This is a genomic window from Stenotrophomonas pictorum JCM 9942 (assembly GCF_001431585.1).
Taxonomy (GTDB): Bacteria; Pseudomonadota; Gammaproteobacteria; order Xanthomonadales; family Xanthomonadaceae; genus Stenotrophomonas; species Stenotrophomonas pictorum.
This window is the reverse complement of sequence record NZ_LLXS01000009.1, coordinates 1-18,500: the sequence shown is the minus strand read 5'-3', so window position 1 is coordinate 18,500 and position 18,500 is coordinate 1. Positions and strand designations below refer to the sequence as shown.

At 66.9% G+C, this 18,500-nt stretch carries 20 protein-coding genes and 1 pseudogene; 10 read left to right on the top strand and 11 right to left on the bottom strand.

From position 1 onward, the window contains the following. The first annotated feature begins 141 nt into the window (after positions 1-141). Entirely contained in the window at positions 142-2,682 is a 2,541-nt protein-coding gene (locus tag ARC78_RS03885; RefSeq protein WP_054657486.1) for a cation-translocating P-type ATPase, read from the top strand. Positions 2,683-2,870: 188 nt separating this feature from the next. Here the strand turns inward: ARC78_RS03885 and ARC78_RS16250 are convergent. The 4 genes and pseudogenes from ARC78_RS16250 to ARC78_RS03870 all read right to left on the bottom strand — a co-directional run. Then, positions 2,871-2,972: pseudogene (locus ARC78_RS16250) on the bottom strand (endonuclease III); the annotation flags it as partial. A gap of 67 nt (positions 2,973-3,039) precedes the next feature. Further along, positions 3,040-3,675 carry an endonuclease III gene (gene nth / locus ARC78_RS03880; protein WP_096144897.1) on the bottom strand — a complete coding sequence of 212 codons (636 nt, stop codon included), beginning with the start codon at positions 3,673-3,675 and terminating at the stop codon, positions 3,040-3,042. Between the two features lie 113 nt (positions 3,676-3,788). Continuing rightward, entirely contained in the window at positions 3,789-4,139 is a 351-nt protein-coding gene (locus tag ARC78_RS03875; protein ID WP_057505782.1) for a hypothetical protein, read from the bottom strand. Positions 4,140-4,149: 10 nt separating this feature from the next. Then, complete coding sequence (locus tag ARC78_RS03870; protein ID WP_057505781.1) at positions 4,150-4,932, bottom strand: enoyl-CoA hydratase/isomerase family protein; 783 nt, start codon at positions 4,930-4,932, stop codon at positions 4,150-4,152. Between the two features lie 167 nt (positions 4,933-5,099). Here ARC78_RS03870 and ARC78_RS03865 point away from each other — a divergent pair, with 167 nt between their 5' ends. Then, positions 5,100-5,801 carry an FKBP-type peptidyl-prolyl cis-trans isomerase N-terminal domain-containing protein gene (locus tag ARC78_RS03865; RefSeq protein ID WP_054660063.1) on the top strand — a complete coding sequence of 234 codons (702 nt, stop codon included), beginning with the start codon at positions 5,100-5,102 and terminating at the stop codon, positions 5,799-5,801. Between the two features lie 22 nt (positions 5,802-5,823). On the opposite strand, the gene ARC78_RS16920 is transcribed toward ARC78_RS03865, so the two are convergent. Then, a complete protein-coding gene (locus ARC78_RS16920) occupies positions 5,824-6,063 on the bottom strand; it encodes a hypothetical protein (protein ID WP_241772657.1) in 240 nt (79 codons plus the stop codon). Here ARC78_RS16920 and ARC78_RS03860 point away from each other — a divergent pair. The 3 genes from ARC78_RS03860 to ARC78_RS03850 all read left to right on the top strand — a co-directional run bounded on the left by ARC78_RS03860 (position 5,959) and on the right by ARC78_RS03850 (position 8,627). Next, entirely contained in the window at positions 5,959-6,726 is a 768-nt protein-coding gene (locus ARC78_RS03860) for a CoA pyrophosphatase (RefSeq protein ID WP_425480553.1), read from the top strand. The genes ARC78_RS16920 and ARC78_RS03860 overlap by 105 nt on opposite strands. Next, positions 6,723-7,625, top strand: coding sequence for a sulfurtransferase (locus ARC78_RS03855; protein WP_057505780.1), 903 nt, complete (start codon positions 6,723-6,725; stop codon positions 7,623-7,625). The genes ARC78_RS03860 and ARC78_RS03855 overlap by 4 nt, the downstream gene beginning before the upstream one ends. Before the next feature lie 72 nt (positions 7,626-7,697). Further along, complete coding sequence (locus ARC78_RS03850; RefSeq protein ID WP_057505779.1) at positions 7,698-8,627, top strand: DUF1684 domain-containing protein; 930 nt, start codon at positions 7,698-7,700, stop codon at positions 8,625-8,627. On the opposite strand, the gene ARC78_RS03845 is transcribed toward ARC78_RS03850, so the two are convergent. Beyond that, positions 8,612-9,193 carry an N-acetylmuramoyl-L-alanine amidase gene (locus tag ARC78_RS03845; protein WP_054659772.1) on the bottom strand — a complete coding sequence of 194 codons (582 nt, stop codon included), beginning with the start codon at positions 9,191-9,193 and terminating at the stop codon, positions 8,612-8,614. The two genes, ARC78_RS03850 and ARC78_RS03845, sit on opposite strands and share 16 nt — an antisense overlap. A 52-nt stretch (positions 9,194-9,245) precedes the next feature. Here ARC78_RS03845 and ARC78_RS03840 point away from each other — a divergent pair, with 52 nt between their 5' ends. Further along, positions 9,246-9,773 carry an alpha/beta hydrolase gene (locus ARC78_RS03840; RefSeq protein WP_057505778.1) on the top strand — a complete coding sequence of 176 codons (528 nt, stop codon included), beginning with the start codon at positions 9,246-9,248 and terminating at the stop codon, positions 9,771-9,773. Positions 9,774-9,908: 135 nt separating this feature from the next. Beyond that, positions 9,909-12,053: a bifunctional 23S rRNA (guanine(2069)-N(7))-methyltransferase RlmK/23S rRNA (guanine(2445)-N(2))-methyltransferase RlmL gene (rlmKL, locus tag ARC78_RS03835; RefSeq protein WP_054659773.1), complete on the top strand. Its 2,145-nt coding sequence runs from the start codon at positions 9,909-9,911 to the stop codon at positions 12,051-12,053. Positions 12,054-12,106: 53 nt separating this feature from the next. Here the strand turns inward: rlmKL and ARC78_RS03830 are convergent, their stop codons facing one another. From ARC78_RS03830 to ARC78_RS03810, 5 genes are all read right to left on the bottom strand, one after another. Continuing rightward, a complete protein-coding gene (locus ARC78_RS03830) occupies positions 12,107-12,505 on the bottom strand; it encodes a hypothetical protein (RefSeq protein WP_057505777.1) in 399 nt (132 codons plus the stop codon). A gap of 59 nt (positions 12,506-12,564) precedes the next feature. Further along, positions 12,565-13,788 carry a DUF445 domain-containing protein gene (locus ARC78_RS03825; RefSeq protein WP_096144896.1) on the bottom strand — a complete coding sequence of 408 codons (1,224 nt, stop codon included), beginning with the start codon at positions 13,786-13,788 and terminating at the stop codon, positions 12,565-12,567. A gap of 69 nt (positions 13,789-13,857) precedes the next feature. Next, positions 13,858-14,283, bottom strand: coding sequence for a hypothetical protein (locus ARC78_RS03820; RefSeq protein WP_054660296.1), 426 nt, complete (start codon positions 14,281-14,283; stop codon positions 13,858-13,860). Next, a complete protein-coding gene (locus tag ARC78_RS03815; protein ID WP_054660298.1) occupies positions 14,280-14,924 on the bottom strand; it encodes a DUF5671 domain-containing protein in 645 nt (214 codons plus the stop codon). Before ARC78_RS03815 ends, ARC78_RS03820 begins: the two co-directional genes overlap by 4 nt. A gap of 52 nt (positions 14,925-14,976) precedes the next feature. Next, on the bottom strand, positions 14,977-15,867 hold the full coding sequence (locus tag ARC78_RS03810; RefSeq protein WP_057505775.1) for a plasmid replication/partition related protein: 891 nt from the start codon (positions 15,865-15,867) through the stop codon (positions 14,977-14,979). Between the two features lie 168 nt (positions 15,868-16,035). Here ARC78_RS03810 and ARC78_RS03805 point away from each other — a divergent pair, with 168 nt between their 5' ends. From ARC78_RS03805 to ARC78_RS03795, 3 genes are all read left to right on the top strand, one after another. Further along, entirely contained in the window at positions 16,036-17,538 is a 1,503-nt protein-coding gene (locus ARC78_RS03805; protein ID WP_054657109.1) for an aldehyde dehydrogenase, read from the top strand. Between the two features lie 83 nt (positions 17,539-17,621). Further along, positions 17,622-17,999 (top strand): YajD family HNH nuclease, encoded by a 378-nt coding sequence (locus tag ARC78_RS03800; protein ID WP_054657111.1) that lies wholly within the window; start codon positions 17,622-17,624, stop codon positions 17,997-17,999. A gap of 87 nt (positions 18,000-18,086) precedes the next feature. Beyond that, on the top strand, positions 18,087-18,500 hold a 414-nt coding region (locus ARC78_RS03795), incomplete at its 3' end, for an MFS transporter (RefSeq protein ID WP_145974273.1).

Below are 18,500 nucleotides of genomic sequence, written 5' to 3'. Positions count from 1 at the left end.
GTGGATACCCTCCCGCCATGGCATGGGCCTTTACGGCACAATGGATTTGCCTGTGTGCCTGTTCACCTGCGACATGACCTTCAAGGGTGGCCGTAGAGTGATGGGGACGACGCAATCAAGCATGCCGGGGAAATTCAGCGGATGAACGCAACGCGCCCACCCTCGAACCGGGATCTGCAAGGCCTCAGTGGCGAAGAGGCCGCGCGCCGGCTCGCCATGGACGGGCCCAATATGCTGCCCGGCACCCGTCCCAAGACGTTCATCGGCATTGTCTTGGGGATCCTGCTCGAACCGATGTTCCTGATGCTGCTCGTCGCCGGCGTCCTCTATCTTCTACTGGGGGATACGGCCGAAGCGATCTTCCTGTTGAGCTCTGTATTTGTCGTGATTGGCATCACCGTGATCCAGGAGCGCAAGACCCAGCGTGCGCTTGAATCCTTGCGCGATCTGTCGGCACCACGCGCCCTGGTCCTGCGTGATGGCCAGGAATTGCGTATTCCCGGCCGGGAGGTCGTCGTCGGTGATCTGCTCATCCTGCATGAAGGCGACCGCATTTCTGCAGATGCGTTGCTGATCGATGGCCAGCTGGATGCCAACGAGTCGCTGATATCCGGTGAGGCGGTGCCCGTGGCCAAGCTGCCTGGGACCGCCAGCAACCAGTTGTTAGCCAGCACCCTGGTAACGCGTGGCGTGGGCCTGGCCGAGGTCACCGCGACGGCGGCGGCGACGGCGGTCGGGCGTATTGGTGAAGCGCTGGCGGCGACCGAGGAACCACGCTCCGGCCTGCAACTGGCTTCGCGCCGGCTGGTGCGCAATCTGGCTGTGGGTGGACTGAGCCTGGCAGCGGTGTACTTCCTCGTGAACTGGCTGTGGGATGCGCACGGACTGGTGGAAAGCCTGCTCGCCAGCACCGCCCTGATAATGGCCATCCTGCCCGAGGAGATTCCGGTCATCCTGACCGTGTTCCTTGCGCTGGGCGCGTGGCGGATCTCGCAACGCAAGGTGCTGACCCGGCGGGTCCCGGCCGTCGAGGCGCTCGGTGCCATCTCGGTGCTGGCGGTGGACAAGACCGGCACGCTGACCGAAAACCGCATGCAGGTTGCCGAACTGCGGCGGGAAGATGCGACGTTTGTCAGCGCCGGCGCCGAGGCGCTCGCCGAGCCGTTCCACGAACTGGTGGAGTTCGCGATGCTGGCGACCCCGGTCGATCCCTTCGATCCGATGGAAAAGGCGATCCAGCAGTTCGGCATGCATTGGCTCAATGGCAGCGCGCATGTGCATGCGGAGTGGTCACCCGATTTCGAGTATGGGTTGTCGTCCGAGATTCTCGCGATGACGCGCGTCTTCCCGGTCGGGGGGAGCACGCAACACATGCTGGCGACCAAGGGCGCGCCCGAGGCGGTCGTGGATCTGTGCCATCTGGATGCCGCCGGCGCGAAGAGGATACTGGCCCAGGCCGAAGCGATGGCCGCGCGCGGCCTGCGCGTGCTGGGCGTTGCACGTGGACGCTGGCAGGGCGAGACGCCGCCGCACAGCCAGCATGATTTCGATTTCCAGTTCCTCGGCCTGCTCGGCTTTGTCGATCCACCGCGGCCTGAGGTGCCGGCGGCGATCGCCGAGTGCCGTGCGGCCGGCATCCGCATCATCATGCTGACCGGCGACCATCCGGCCACCGCCATGGCGATCGCTCGTGAAGTGGGTCTTAGTGAGCGTGCGGACGTCATCACCGGTGCCCAGATCGATACGCTGGATGATCCGGCGTTGCTGGCGCGCTTGCGCCACGTCGATGTGTGCGCGCGGCTGAAGCCGGTGCAGAAGCTGCGGCTGGTCCGTCTGCTGCGCGAGGATGGGGAGGTGGTTGCCATGACCGGCGACGGCGTCAACGATGCGCCGGCGCTGAAAGCGGCCGATGTCGGCATCGCCATGGGCAAACGCGGTACCGATGTCGCGCGCGAATCGGCATCGCTGGTCCTGCTGGATGACAGTTTCGCCAGCATCGTCGAGGCGATCCGCCAGGGACGACGCATCTACGACAACATCACCAAGGCGACCCGCTTCGTGTTTGCGGTGCATATGCCGATCATTGCGCTGACGCTGGTACCCTCGTTGCTGCACTGGCCGGTGATGCTGATGCCGGTGCACATCGTCCTGCTGGAACTGCTGATCGATCCCTCGTGTTCGATAGTGTTCGAAGCCGAGCCGGAAGCCGATGGCGTCATGCAGCGTCCGCCGCGTGCCTTGGCCGAATCACCGTTTGCCGCGGGAAATATTGCCGTTGCCATTGTGCAGGGTATCGGCGCTGCCATGGTCCTGCTGGCCGGCTATGGAAGCATACTCAGCGCGGGTATCGATGTGACGCACGGCCGCACGGCAGTCTTCATTGCGCTCATCTTTGGCCTGTTCGCTCTGGTCCTTGCCAACCGTCATCCGGATCATTCCCTGGTTGCGCGCGGCCACATGCGCAACCGCTGGCTCAGGCCGATGTTCCTCGGCGTCGTGCTGCTGCTGACATTGGCGATCAGCGTGCCGTATCTGCGCCACATCATGGGTCTTTCGATGCCGACCCCGGTGATTGTGGCCGGTGCGGCAATCATGCTCGCACTGACCTTCATCTGGCTGGAAGGATTGCGCCTTGCGCTGCGCCTGTCAGCCCGTCTCAAGGCAACTCCCCTTGCACGATAGATCCGGGGATCGTGCGCGTCGGCGGCACGCCGCTGTCCTTGAGCGGGCACAGCTCATGGGTCACTCACGGGACGTAGCCCGGTTCTCGTGCCTTGCACACGTAGCGGCCATGCAGGATCAACCGGCCCGCAGTGACCGACGGGCGCCATGACGAGGGGGCCGCGCCTGCGGCCGGCGGTCTCGCCGCGTCAGGCGGCGGTCTTGTCTTTGAACTGGCACAGATCGCGGATCACGCACTGGGCGCAGTCCGGCTTGCGTGCCTTGCAGACGTAGCGGCCATGCAGGATCAGCCGGCCCGCGATGACCGACGGGCGCCATGACGAGGGGGCCGCGCCTGCGGCCGGAGGGGTCGCCGCGTCAGGCGGCGGTTTTGTCTTTGAACTGGCACAGGTCGCGGATCACGCACTGCGGGCAATCGGGCTGGCGTGCCTTGCAGACGTAGCGGCCATGCAGGATCAGCCAATGGTGCGCATCAATCAAAAACTCATCAGGAATGACCTTCATCAGCCCATCCTCCACGGCGCGCACGTCCTTGCCGGGCGCCAGCCCGGTACGGTTGGACACACGGAAGATGTGCGTGTCCACCGCCATCGTCGGCTGGCCGAAGGCGGTGTTGAGCATCACGTTGGCGGTCTTGCGGCCGACGCCGGGCAGGGCTTCCAGTGCGGCGCGATCGGCTGGCACCTCGCCGTCATATTTCTCCACCAGCAGGGCGCAAGCGGCGATCACGTTCTTGGCCTTGGCGTTGAACAGGCCGATGGTGGCGATGTAACGCTTGAGCCCTTCCTCGCCCAGCGCGAGGATGGCCTGGGCGGTATTGGCGACCGGGAACAGTTTGCGCGTGGCTTTGTTCACGCCCACGTCGGTGGCCTGCGCGGACAGCGTGACCGCGACCAGCAGCTCGAACGGCGAGCTGTACTCCAGCTCGGTCCTGGGATGCGGATTGAGTTCGCGCAGACGCGTGAACATCTCGCGCACCTGCTCGCGGCTCATGCGCTTGCTGGCGCGGGGTGCAACAGGCGTCTTCGCCGTGGCCGTGGATTTTTTGGCCCCAGCCTTGTTTACCGCGATTTTCTTCGCCGGCGCTTTCTTGATGATCGCCGTGCTCATGCCGACGGGCTCCCGCCGGCACGGGCCTTGGCGCGGGCGAGGATGGCGGCGGCGGCCGAGGGCAGCGCCGGTTTGCTGTCGGCGGCCGGTGGCGGCGCACGCCGGGCCTCGCGTTCGGCGGCGCGTCGGGCCAGACGTGCCGTCCGGGCGCGATAGCGTTCACGGGCGGCCCAGGCGCGTTGCAGGCGCTGTTGCGCCTCGATAAGTACCTGCGACTGTGCGGGCGTGAGCGCGGCCTTGCCGGGTTCCGGAACGTAGTCCATCAAGCCGGCACGTACGGCGGCGTCCAGATCATCGGCCAGCACCAGATCCAGCAAGTGTTGCGGTGAAACGGGGGATGCGGACATCGAGGGCGGCTCAGCGATTCTGGAATTCCGGCTTGCGGCGTTCGAGGAAGGCGCAGGTGCCTTCGCGCATGTCCTCGGTGGAGAACACCAGACCGAACTGGGCGCTCTCGTACTCCAGCCCTTCGCTGATCGCGCATTCGCCACCGACATTGATCGTATCGAGAATGCCGCGCAGGGCCAGCGGTGCGGCATGGGCCAGCTGGGTGGCGAGCTTCAGGGTTTCCGCTTCCAGTTCCGCGGCCGGTACCACGCGGGTGAGCAGACCCAGCTGCTGCGCGCGCGCGGCATCGATCGGCGCGCCCAGCAGGCACAGTTCCAGTGCCGCGGCACGGCCGGCCAGACGCAACAGACGCTGGGTGCCGCCAAAGCCCGGGACCAGACCGAGGTTGATTTCCGGCTGGCCGAGTTTGGCGCTGTCGGCGGCAATCCGCAGATGGCAGGCCATCGCCAGCTCCATGCCGCCGCCCAGTGCGAAGCCGTTCACCATCGCGATGACCGGCTTGTTCAGACGCTCGATGCGGCGCATCAGCTGCTGCCCGACCAGCGAGAAGTCGCGGCCCTGCACCGGAGTGAGTCCATTCATCTCCGCGATGTCGGCGCCGGCGACGAATGCCTTGGGGCCGGCACCGGTGAGGATGACCACGCGTACCTCGTCCACTGTCGCGGCCTCGGCGAAGGCGGCGTCCAGTGCTTCCAGGGTCTGCCGGTTCAATGCGTTGAGCTTTTCCGGGCGCTGCACGGTGATCGTGCGGATCGGGCCCTGGGTGTGGATCGAAACCGGCGCCTCGGACATCGGCTAACTCCTGAGAAAAGTTAAAAAAATGTGATTGCGGAACTCTTTTTACCGCCGACTGTCTGAGCAACTGTGATCGGTGGCGGTCCGTGTTTGTGACCGCTATCCTAACCCGTCGCCTCAGGCGGCATGGTTGCCCTGAGACATCCTTCCTGGAGAACTGTTTGATGAAGTTGCGTTCTATCGCGGTGGCCGTGGCCGCCCTGGCCCTGACCGGCACTGCAATCGCCCAGGACGTTTCGTCCGAGAAGGGCAAGCTGAGCTATTACTTCGGCTACGACTACGGCAACAACCTGGCTGAGCTGACCGGCCGCGGTGAGCAGTTGGACATCGCTTCGGTGGTGAAGGGCCTGCAGGATGCCTACGCCAAGAAGCAGCCGGCCATCACCGCCGACCAGCTCAAGCCGGCCGTTGAAGCCTTCCAGAAGCGCGAGCAGGCCCGTGCCCAGGCCGCCAAGGCCGAGTACGAAAAGGCCGCCGCGGAAAACAAGACCCGCAGCGACCAGTTCATGGCCGCCAACAAGGCCAAGGCCGGCGTGCAGAGCCTGGCCAGTGGCGTGCAGTACCGTGTGATCGAAGCCGGCAACGGCGCCAAGCCGACCCAGGCCAGCACCGTGGCGCTGGAAGTGGCCGGTCCGTTCCCGTACGGCCAGCGTCCGACCGAAGCCCGCCCGGCGCAGTCGATCCCGTCGATCAAGGTCAGCGAAGTTGAAATGGCCGCCATGCGCGAAACCCTGCTGCAGATGCCGGCCGGCGCCAAGTGGGAAGTGACCCTGCCGCCGGAAAAGGCCTACGGTGCCGATCCGCGTACCCCGTTCCCGCCGAACGTGGCCGTGCAGTTTGAAATCAAACTGGTCAGCGTGAAGTAAGCGCACCGCCAGTGGAGCAACGTCAATTGCGCCGGTGCGAAAACACCGGCGCAATTTTTTTTGCGGAATCGGTAGCATCGGCCGGTCCCCAACCGCGATAGGCTTGGATGGTGCGTTTGTGATGGATGCTGTACGTCGTGTCGTACCCAGTCCCTGCATTGGAATCTGCGTTCTCGATCCCCACGGTCACTGCCGCGGATGCGCCCGCCGTGGCGATGAGATCGGGGCCTGGCTGCAGATGGATGACGCCATGCGCGAGCATCTGATGGAAGCCGTATTGCCGGGGCGGATGATTGCGCCTGGATCGCTCGCGGCGCGGCTTTCCGATCCGGCGCGGTTGTTGCGCGCACTCGAACCGCTGAGCTCGGCACCCGCCGGGCAAGGCTGGAACCACAGTGAACTGGCCGACATCCTGCCGCCTACACCGCCGGTGGAAGCGGCCGTGCTGGTCGGGCTGATACCGCGGCCGCAGGGGGTGCAGCTGCTGTTGACGCGGCGGACCGAACACCTGCGCCACCACGGCGGCCAGGTGGGACTTCCCGGCGGCCGGATCGAGCCGACCGATCGCAATCCGGTCATGGCCGCGATCCGCGAATGCGAGGAGGAGATCGCTCTGGCGCGCCGACAGGTGCAGGTGCTGGGCTATCTGGACCCGTTCCTCACCATTACCGGGTTCCGGGTGAGTCCGGTGGTGGCCGTGATCGATCCGGCGTTCGTGGCGGAGGCCGATCCTTCCGAGGTGGCCGAGGTGTTCGAAGTGCCGTTTGACTTCCTGATGGACCCGGCCAACCTGCGCCAGGTCCCGATGGAGTACCGCGGCCGCATGCGCCACGTGCTGGAATACACTTGGCCGGGGCAGCGTATCTGGGGGGCGACGGCCGCCATCCTCTACAACCTGCGTCGTCGACTGGAGCAAGTGCCATGAAGTTGAGCGATCCCCCCTGGACCACGCTGGTGGATGTCGATTCGCTGGCGGCGCGGCTGCGCGCTGACGGACTGCAGCTGGTTGACGCGCGGGCCACCGCAAGCACCGCGCTGCGTCTGGTGGATGCACGCTTTTCGCTGGCCGATGCGCACGCAGGCGCTGCCAGCTATACGGCCGGGCATCTTCCCGGAGCGGTGTACGCCGATCTCAACCGCGATCTTTCCGATCTGGAAAAAAAAGGCCATGGCCGCCATCCCTTGCCGGACAGCGCGGCGTTTGCCGCGACCCTGGGCCGCTGGGGTATCGGCCCGCAGACGCAGGTGGTGGTCTACGACGCGGCTGACGGCAGCATGGCCGCTGCCCGGTTGTGGTGGCTGTTGCGCCTGATCGGCCACCGCCATGTGGCGGTGCTCGATGGCGGTGTCGCGGCCTGGCAGGCTGCCGGTCTTGGACTGGAACGTGAGGTGCCCGAGGTTGCACCGCTGGGGCCGTATCCGGGGCAGTTCGACAGCACGCAGATCGTCAGCGCCGAGGAGGTGGCCGCGCGGCTGGCGCAGACGCCGGGCTGGCTGATCGACGCGCGTGCGGGCGAGCGCTATCGCGGCGAGGTGGAGCCGCTGGATCGCGCCGCCGGGCACGTGCCCGGGGCGGTCAACCGTCCGTTCGGCATGAACGTGGTTGATGGCCGGTTCCGGCCGGCGGCAGAATTGCGCGCCGAGCTCGAGCCGCTGCTGGCCGGTCATACGCCGGCCGAGCGGGTGGCGATGTGTGGTTCCGGGGTCACTGCCTGTCATCTCGTGCTGGCGTTCGAGATCGCCGGTCTGAGCGGCATGCGGGTGTTCAGCGATTCGTGGAGTGGCTGGTCCAGCGACGCGTCGCGACCGGTGGCGACCGGCTGAGCCAGCGCGCAGGAGGGCCGGTCCGCGGGGAGGTGGGCCGGCATGGCAAGGGGCAAGGGGCAGGGGAGCGGGATGCGTTTGCGGATGAGCACAGCGCTGATGGTGTTGGCACTGGCATGCAGCGGCTGCATGCGCGGTGGCTCGGCTGCGGCCGATGGCGACTCCCAGCGCTACGCGCGCGAAATCCAACAATGGCGGACGCAGCGGCTGGAAGCGTTGCGCGCGCCCGACGGCTGGCTCAGCTATGCCGGTTCCGGGCGGCTGCGACCGGGGCGTTATCGCATCGGCAGTGCGCCCGGCAGCGATGTGCGGCTGCCGGCCGGGCTTTCCGTACTGGGAACGTTGACGCTGGGCAGTGATGACACGGCCCATATCCAGGCCGGCGCTGGCAGCACGGCGACGCTGGACGGAAAGCCCCTGCAGCACGCGAAACTGATCCCGGCGGTGGTGGGCGGGGCTGCGGCCAGCCGTATCCGCCTGGGAGAGACGGAGTTCTATCTGGTGCGCACCGGCAATGTCTGGGGCTGGCGCTATCGCGACCCCGGCTCGCCGTATCGACGCAACTTCGGGGGAATAGAGCACTTCCCCGTGGCGCCGCAGTGGCGCGTGCGCGCGCGCTGGCACCCGTACAAGACGCCGGAGGATGTGGTGCTGCTGACCTCCATCGGCACGCCGTTGCCGGCCCAGGTGCCGGGCGAGGCCCGTTTTGAAATCGACGGCCGCAGCTATCGCCTGCGCCCGGTGCTGCAATTGCAGGAAGCCGACGACAAGCGCCTGTTCTTCCTGTTCTCCGACCGCACCAGCGGCCGTGAAACCTATGGCGGCGCGCGCTATCTGTCCGCGGCGAGCCCGCACGATGGCACCGTGGTGCTGGATTTCAATCGCGCCGAGAATCCGCCCTGCGCGTTTACCCCGCATGTGGTGTGCCCGGTGGCACCGCCCGCAAACCGGCTGGATCTGGCTGTCACCGCGGGCGAAAAGGTCTATCAGGCGCGCGACTGAGCGGGCAGAGGCTTCAGCGCGACGGCCTGCAGCACCTGCGGCCAGGGAAACCGCGGGCCAGGATCGCGCTTGCGGGCCACGGTCAGCGTGGCATCGTCGCTGGCCTCCACCTGTGCGGTATCCAGCTCCTCATGCCCGGCGATCCAGCGCAGCGAAGGCAGCGCCGTGGACAGCCAGTGCAGCAGTGCGATCAGGGCCTGGATCTGTGCCGGGGTATACGGCTCCTCCATGGCCTGGTGGCGCGAGTCGAACCAGTGCGGGTACCGCCCGGTATTGACCAGCTCGATGCCGACCGAGCGCGGGTTCATGCCACGCACGTGGTGCGCCACCCGTTCCAGCGCCACGTATTGCACGATGCTGCCGTCGCGATCGATATAGAAGTGGCCGCTGTTGCCGCTGCCGTTCTCATACAGTACCCGCTCGCCGTATTCGCGGGCCATCACCAGATCGGGCAACTCGGTGCAGTGGATCACCACCAGGTCGACGTCGGACAGCGCCCGTCGCGCGAGGACGGACTCATACGCCAGTGGCGCGGAAACAATGGCGGGAGCAGGGAGCGCGGACATCGGTGGATGCTAGCATTTGCACCATGACTTACCCCGTATCCGGCAGGGCGCCATGAGCCGCGGCCACTGCATTCTTTCCCACGGTTTCGAGAGCGGCCCGGACGCGACCAAGGTCACCGCGCTGGCCGAGGTGGCCGAACGTCTGGGCTTCAGTCACGAGCGCCCGGACTACACCGATCTGGATGGCCGCCAGGACATCAGCCGTGTCGGCGATGTGCCCGCGCGCCTGCAACGGCTGGTCCAGCTGGCCGGTGACGCGGCCACGCGCGGGCCGGTGGTGCTGGCCGGCTCCAGCCTGGGCGCCTATATCTCGGCGATCGCCTCGCTGCAGGTACCCACGCGCGCGCTGTTCCTGATGGTTCCCCCCACCACGATGGGGCCGATGCCCGCCCTGGACGCGGCCAAGGTGCCGATCAGCGTGGTCCACGCCTGGCATGACGAGCTGATCCCGGCCGCACAGGTCATCGCCTGGGCGCAGCAGCGTTCGGCGCGGTTGCTGATGGTCGATGACGGTCACCGTCTGGCCCGCCATGTGCAGGCTTCGGCACAGGCCTTCGAGAGCCTGCTGCGCGGGCTGTGATGCCTGCCGCCACGGCCCGTGAGGGCGGCGGCGGCGACAGTTGCCTACAATGGCGGCCTTGGATTCCGGTTTCCGGGTGCGCAGATGGCGTGCCCGCCAGGTGTCCCTCCCTTTTCCGACAGTCGATCCGATCCCGTGAAATTCTTTGTTTCCTGCGCCAAGGGCCTGGAGTACCTCCTTGCCGACGAACTGCTGGCGTTGGGCCTGCCCGTCGCCACCGCCACCATCGCCGGCGTCAATGCCGAAGGCCAATTGCGCGATGCGCAGCGCGTGGTCCTCTGGTCACGGCTGGCCAGCCGTGTGCTGTGGCCGCTGGCCGAGTTCGAATGTCCGGACGAGGGCTCGCTCTATCAGGGCGTGGTGGCGATGCCGTGGGAGGAGCACCTGCATTCGGATCTGACTCTGTCTGTGGACGCGCACGTCTCCGGTACCGCGATTACCCATGCGCGCTTTGCCGCGCAGCGGATCAAGGATGCGGTGGTGGACCGTCTGCGCGGGCAGGGCCAGGAGCGCCCCTCGGTGAATACGGAATTCCCGGACGTGCGCATCAACCTGTCCCTGCGCAAGGGCCGGGCGACGATCTCGATCGATCTGAGCGGCGGTCCGATGCACCGGCGTGGCTGGCGCAACGCGCAGAACGAAGCGCCGCTGAAGGAGAACCTGGCCGCGGCGGTGCTGCTGCGCGCCAACTGGCCGAAGATCCACGCCGAAGGGGGCGGCCTGCTCGATCCGATGTGCGGCAGTGGCACCTTGCTGATCGAAGGCGCACTGATGGCCGCCGATGTGGCGCCGGGCCTGCAACGGCACGGCAGCCTGCCGCCGAGCCGCTGGCGGGGGTTCGATCAGGCGCAGTGGAAGGAATTGATGGCCGAGGCGCGTGAGCGTGAGCGCATCGGGCGCGCGGCACTGAAGCAGGTCATCCACGGCAGCGACAACGATCCGCACGCGATCCGCGCAGCCAAGGAGAACGCGGAAGTGGCCGGGGTCGCCGAGGCGATCTGGTTCGGTGTGCGTGATGTGGTCGATCTGCAGGTGCCGCCGCAGGCGACCGGCTGCGTGGTCTGCAATCCTCCGTATGACGAGCGTCTGGCCGCGGACAACGCGCTGTACCGCCAGCTGGGTGATGCGCTCAAGCGCGCGGTGCCGCAGTGGCGGGCGAGCCTGCTGTGCGGCAGCACCGATCTGGCTTTCGCCACGGGCCTGCGCGCGCGCAAGACCTACCAGCTGTTCAACGGCGCGATCGAGTGCGCGCTGATTGTCTGCGATCCGATCGCGGTGCCCAAGCGCGAGAGCGACGGCCAGCCGCGCGAACTGAGCGAGGGCGCGCAGATGGTGGCCAACCGTCTGCGCAAGAACGTCAAAAAGTTCAAGAACTGGCTCAGCCGCGAGCAGATCAGCTGCTATCGCGTCTATGACGCGGACCTGCCCGAGTACGCGGCGGCGATCGACGTCTATCAGGAAGATGGCGGCCAGCGCCGCACGTTTCTGCATGTGCAGGAATACGCCGCGCCGGCGGAGATTCCCGATGTCGACGTGCGCCGCCGTCGCAACGAGCTGCTGTCGGCCGCGCGCGAGGTGTTCCAGGTGCCGGCCGACCAGGTCGCACTGAAGTCGCGCGAGCGTGGCAAGGGCGGCAGCAAGTACGGCCGTTTCGAGCAGCGCGGCGAGTTCGTGCTGGTGCGTGAGAACGATGCGCTGTTGCGGGTGAACCTGTTCGACTATCTGGACACCGGCCTGTTCCTGGACCATCGCCCGCTGCGCTGGCACATGGCCCAGGAAGCCACCAACAAACGCTTCCTCAACCTGTTCTGCTACACCGGCGCAGCCACGGTGCAGGCGGCGGTGGCCGGTGCGGCTACGACCACCAGTGTTGACCTGTCCGGAACCTACCTGCAGTGGTGTGCCGACAACCTGGCCTTGAACGGCAAGGGCGGCAGCCAGCACCAGTTGATCCAGGCCGACGCCTTGGCTTGGCTGGAAGCCGAGCGGCACCGCTTCGATGTGATCTTCTGCGATCCGCCGACCTTCTCCAATTCCGCCCGCGCCGAGGACTTCGACGTGCAGCGCGAGCATGTGCGCCTGCTGCGTGCGGCGGTGGCGCGTCTGAGCCCGGATGGCGTGCTGTATTTCTCCAACAACTTCCGTCGCTTCAAGCTCGATGAGGACGCGATCAGGGAATTTGCCGCGTGTACGGAGATTTCATCCCAGACCATCGGGTTGGACTTCGAACGCAACGCGCGCATCCACCGGGCGTGGGAGCTGCGACGTCACGGCGCCTGAGCGGCCGCCCGTCCGGCAACCGCTGCCATCCACCCCAGACGCCGGCGCGGCGATCAGCGCCGGCAGGCTTCTTCGATGGATTTTCCAAGCGCGTCGGCGTCGGCGCGGCCAAAGGTCTTGGCCAGCTCGTGGCGCCACTTGGCGTTCTCGCAGCGTTCCGGATCGGCCGCCGCATCGATGACGGTGCCGCGCACACTGGCCGGCTGGCCACGGCCGGCGTCGGCCTGCATGCGCGCCCGGGCGCGGCGCAGCATTTCCTCGTTGCGGTAGCGTTCCTCGTACGTCAGGCGCGGATCGCCCACCACCTTGCGGCTGACGCCGGTGTCCTGCTCGATCGGGCAGGGCAGTGACTGGTAGATGGTTTCGCTGCCCTTGAGGCACTTGTAGACACGTTGTGCGCAGGCGTCGCCAGCCAGTGCGCAGATGGACAATGCCAGCAGTTTACGTTTCATCGATCCCCCCGGAGTGGGCGGAGCTTACTGCATGCCGGCAGATGCCGCAGCAGCCGGTCTCAGAAACGCAGCCAGCCGGTCAAGGCATGCAGCAGCAGGCCGATCAGGCCGCCGACCAGGGTGCCGTTGAAGCGGATGTACTGCAGGTCGCGTCCGACGCTCAGTTCCAGCTGTTCGACCAGTTTTTCCTCATCCCAGCCTTTCACTGTCTGGGCGATATGGGTGGTGACGCCGGCACGCAGGCGGTTGGTGAGTTTCCCGGCGCCGGCCAGCATGTGCTGGTTGAGCGCATCGCGCAGCGCCGGATCGCGACTGATGGCGGCGCCGAGCTGGCCGAGGCTGCGCTCCAGATGGCCGGCCAGCGCCGAATCCTCGCGCGCCAGATCCTCGCGCAGGAAGCCGTGCACGCGCTGCCACAGACCCTGCACATAGTCCTGCAGCGCCGGGTGGTCGAGCATCTGCTGCTTGAGCGCGTCGACCCTGTTGGCCAGCGCGGGATCTTCGCGCAGCCGGCGCATGTAATCGCCCAGCCAGCGCGCATAGTCCTGCCGCAGCGGATGCTCCGGCTGCGACAGCACCGCCTGCAGTTCTTCCAGCGCCGCGCAGGCCAGGCGGTCGGCCAGCGAGTCGCCGATCTCGTCGACCGGTTTGACCCAGTCCACGGTGCTGGCCAACTTGGGCCACTCCTTGCGGATGTAACGCACGATCAGCGCCGAGGCCTGCTGGCGCACGCTGTCGGTGTCCAGCCAGGTGCCGATGCGGGTGAGGCCTTCGTCGAGCACGCGCTGGTGGCGGTTGTCGGCGGTGAGCAGGCCCAGCAGATCGCCGGCCGTGGCCGCCGCGTTCCACTGCCGCAACTGCTGGACCACAAAGCCCTGGATGGAGCGACGCACGGCGGCCTCGTCCAGCAGATCCAGCGCCTGTACCGCCCAGCCGCGCGCCATCCCGGCCAGCATCCTGGCCTGCGCCGGTTGCGACAGCCACTCGCCCAGACGGGTGGCAGGATCGAATACTTTCAGCTTGGCCAGCAGGGCCTGCGGCTCGAGGAAATGGTCGCGCACGAATACCGCCAGGCTGTCGGCGATGCGCTCCTTGTTGCGGGGGATGATCGCCGTGTGCGGGATCGGCAGGTTCAACGGCCGCCGGAACAGCGCCACCACCGCGAACCAGTCGGCCAGTGCGCCGACCGTGGCCGCTTCGCAGAACGCCCCGACCCACGCCCAGATGCCACGCTCGTCATTGAGATGACTGACGATGAAGCCGGCCAGCATCGCCAGCAGCATCGCCAGCGCATAGGCCTTCAGGCGCCGTAGCTGCGCACGGCGCGGATCGCACGGCGTGTTCACCGCCGCTCAGTCCTCATCTTGGAGCGAACGCCGGTAGCAGTGCTCACCGGACGGGTGGTTCCATGCGTTGAAGGCGGTGCCACGGCGCAGGCCGACATTGCTGGCGGTGGCGAAGCGGGCGCACAGTTCGAAGTGGCTCTCATCCAGGCGGCGGTAGCGGTAGTCCGGCCCGCCCTGCGGGTCGGACAGGTTCAGCGCCATACCCGGCTGTGCGGCAAGCGCTGCCAGATCCGATGGCAGCTGGTCGTGGCTTTGCCGGTAGCTGCGGATGGCGCTGTCGAGATTGCGCAGATCCTGTACGCGACTGTCATCGAGGCGTTGCAGGCGCTGTTGCGCGGGGGAGTCGATGATCCACACGCCGGCGGCCACGGCCAGCGCGGTGACGATGCCGGCGGCCCACAGCAGGCGGCTGCCCCAGTTGCCATGGCTCATGGTGTGGCCTCCTCGCGGCGCAGGTCCCACAGGTACCAGCCGAACACGGTACCGGCCAGCACGCCGACCACCAGCACCTTCAGGCCGAAGCGCAGGCTCAGCTCGCCGCCCAGCACGTTGTAGACCAGCGTGGTGAGGTCGCCGATCAGCACGGTGGCGGCGATAAACAGGGTCAGGTAGGTCAGCCAGCAGCGGACCGGTGACAGCCGCTTGATCGGATGCCGGGTCACGTCGCGGCTGATCCGCTGCGACAGAAAGGCAAATACCGGGAAGCTGATTACCAGCGCTGAGACCGACCAGCGGATCGCCGGGCCCAGTCGCAGCACTTGCCACTGGGCATCGGCCGGGTCGGGCAGGGCGTGTTCGATCAGCTTGAACAGCAGGCTGCCCAGGTTCCATGCGAAGAAATACAGCGTGCTGAACAGCAACAGATAGACGAAAGCCTCCCGTGCCGACAGTGAGGCACGGGGGCGCGGCACCGGCAGGGGAATGTCCACCTCGGCCCAGCTGTCCAGTGCGCCACGGGCCTGTTCGCTGCTCCAGCCGGCCGCCAGCAGCGCCTGGCTGACCTGCTGGCGGGTATGCCCGCGGATCAGGGCGTCGCGGACGAACGATTCAAGTTCAGGGGAAGCCGATGCCATCGCGAGCTCCTTGCAGGGCGTGGCCGCAGCGTAGGGCGCGCGGGCGGGGTGATCAAGCGTCGGCGTCTTCGGCCGCTGCATCGCTACGCTGGGCTGCAACGCGGGCGCGCAGTGCGTCCAGCTCCATGCGCAGCGCCTGGTTCTCGGCGGTCAGCGAGGCCACCCGCTGACGCAGCGCCTGCACTTCCGCGCTGTCGAAGGTGTCATCTTGGCCATCAGCCTCGGCGACGCCCGGCGACGGGGCGTTGTCCTCGTCGCGCGCGGCCTTGGGTTTGCGCTTGGCTTCGCGCACGCGCTTGACCGCCTGCTTCAGCTCTTCCTTGCCGCCCTTGGCCGCCGCGCGCTGTTCCTCGGCCGGCAGGCTGGCCACGGTGGCAGCGGCACTGAGCGAGATCGCACCCACGCGCATGGCTTCGATCACTTCCGGTGTGGCGTGATCGTGGATCTTCTCGATCATCGTCACCTGGCTGGGGCTGAGCTTGGCTTCGCGAGCAAGATCGGCCTTGGACAGCTTCGGCGCCGGTTCCCACGGAGGGGTATCGGTATCGCTCTCGTTGGTCGCGCTGGCCGTGGCTTCGCCTTCACTCTCGCGGCGCAGCTGTTCCTGTTCGGCGCGGCGTCGGGCTTCGATGATGTCGCGCTTGCGCAGCGCCAGCACACCGCGCTGGTAGTCCGACACGCTGCGCCGGCCCAGGTGCTGCTCGATCATCCACAGATGCACGTCGTCCATCGACTTGAATCGGGTGTTCTGCACCGTGTTGAACGGGATGTTGTGGCGGGTGCAGATGCCGTAGCGGTTGTGGCCGTCGATCAGCACGTTGCCCCACAGCACCAGCGCGTCGCGACAGCCCTCGGCCAGCAGGCTGCGCTCCAGCGCGTCGTGCTCGTCCTGCGTGAGCGGGTCGATATAGGCCTTGAGTTCTTCGTTGACGATGATGTCCATGTGCACTGCCGGTAAAACATTGGGGGCGGCATTGTAGTGATCGCGGCGCGCGGGCGGCCAATCCGGTCCGGTTCAGGCCACGCGCGATTCATGCCGGGTGTGCACGGGCGCCGGCGTAACATGCAGGCGTGCGGCGCTGTGCCGCGTCCTGTACGTCCGGAAACCGTCATGACCATTCCGCACCTGCGTGAACAGTGGCAAATGCTGGCCGATGGCCTGGCCTTGCGCACGCGCGCGTTCATCGATGGCCGCTATGTGGATGCGGCCTCCGGGGCCACGTTCACCTGCATCAGCCCGATCGACGGCCGGGTGCTGGGGCAGGTGGCCGATGGCGGGCAGGTGGATATCGACCGTGCGGTGGCCGCGGCGCGGCGCAGTTTCACTGCCGGGCACTGGTCCGGACTCAAGCCGGTCAAGCGCAAGCAGGGGTTGCTGCGGCTGGCGGCGCTGGTCGAGCAGCACGCCGATGAGCTGGCGTTGCTGGAAGCCCTGGACATGGGCAAGCCGGTGGCCGAGGCGCGCCGGGTCGATATCGGCGGAGTGATCCGCTGCCTGCAGTGGACCGCCGAGGCGGTGGACAAGCTCTATGGCGAGATTGCGCCGACCGGCACTGACGAGCTGGGCCTGATCACCCGCGAGCCACTGGGGGTGATCGGCGCGATCGTGCCGTGGAATTTCCCGCTGCTGATGGCGGCGTGGAAGATCGCCCCGGCGTTGGCGGCCGGCAACTCGGTGGTGCTCAAGCCTTCGGAGAAATCGCCACTGAGCGCGCTGCGCTTTGCCGAACTGGTGGCCGAAGCGGGCCTTCCCGAGGGCGTGTTCAATGTGGTGCCGGGCAGTGGCAAGGGCGCCGGCGAACCGCTGGCCCTGCATATGGACGTGGACGGACTGGTGTTCACCGGTTCCGCCGCGGTGGGCAAGCGCCTGCTGCAGTGTGCGGGGCTGTCGAACATGAAACGCGCCTACATGGAGTGCGGCGGCAAGAGTCCGAACATCGTGTTTGCCGATGCCCATGATCTGGACAAGGCGGCCGAGGCGGCGGCCCGCGGCATCTTCTACAACCAGGGCGAGGTTTGTACCGCCGCCTCACGGCTGCTGGTGGAGCGCCCGATCAAGGATGAGTTCGTTGCCCGGGTGGTCGAACATGGCCGGAAAATGCAGCCCAGGCATCCGTTCGAGCCGGATGCGGCGATGGGCGCGATGGTGGACGAGGCGCAGACCGCGCGGGTGCTGGGCCATGTGGAAGAGGGCATCGCCGAGGGCGGGCGTCTGCTGCTGGGCGGCAAACGTGCCCAGGTGGTGGCCGGCGGTTGTTACATCGAACCAACCGTGTTCGACGAGGTGGCGCCCTCCAGCCGGATCGCCCGCGAGGAAATCTTCGGCCCGGTGTTGTCGGTCATCGCTTTCGATGGCGAGCCGCAGGCGCTGCAATTGGCCAACGACAGCGACTATGGCCTGGCGGCCGGCGTGTGGACGCGGGACATCTCGCGTGCCCACCGCGTCGCCCGCGGCCTGCGGGCGGGCAGCGTGTGGGTCAACTGCTGGGATGGCGGCGACATGACCGCGCCGTTCGGCGGCTACAAGCAGTCCGGCAACGGTCGTGACAAATCGCTACATGCCTTCGACAAGTACACCGAAATGAAGGCGACCTGGATCAATCTGCGCAGCTGACCGCTACGCGGCGCATTTGCGCTGGTGGCGGCTGCGCGCCGGCGCTACAGTCGCGTCCATCTGTCCTACTTCCGGCAATTCCCATGTCCTCCAAGTCTTCAGGTCCTGATCATGCCGCGCTGGATCGCATCGTGGCGCAGGCCCGGCGCGATGCCGAACAGCGCGAGAAGGGCTACCGCGAACGTGCATTGAAGATGTACCCCTGGGTCTGCGGCCGCTGCGCCCGCGAATTCACCCGCGCCAACCTGACCGAACTGACGGTGCATCACCGCAACCACGATCACGATTTCAATCCGCCCGACGGCAGCAACTGGGAGCTGCTGTGCGTGTACTGCCATGACAATGAGCATTCGCGCTATGCCGATTACACCGGCGTGGCGGCCAACCAGACCGAAGAACGCACCGCGGCGGCCACCGCCAACCCGTTCGCCAACCTGAAGGCATTGCTCAAGCGCGAATAGCACCGGACATCGGTGGCGCTTGCAACCGTTGCTTGCCGGCCGCGGCGGCCGTGGCAGAATCCTGCGGAAATTTCCGGTGATCCTCCGATGACGTCTTCTTTGCTGGCCGCACCTGCCGCCAATTCTCCGCGCCGGGTGCTGGCGGCCAGCCTGGTCGGCACCACCATCGAATTTTTCGATTTCTACATCTACGCCACCGCCGCGGTGCTGGTGTTTCCGCAACTGTTCTTCCCGGAAAGCAGCCCCCAGGCGGCGCTGCTGCAATCACTGGCGACCTTTGCGGTGGCCTTCATCGCGCGCCCGGTCGGCTCGGCGGTGTTCGGCCACTATGGCGACCGCATCGGCCGCAAAGCCACCTTGGTGGCGGCGCTGCTGACGATGGGGCTGTCGACCGTGGCCATCGGCCTGCTGCCCACCTATGAGCGCATCGGCCTGATTGCGCCGTTGCTGCTGGCGCTGTGCCGTTTCGGCCAGGGGCTGGGACTGGGGGGCGAATGGGGG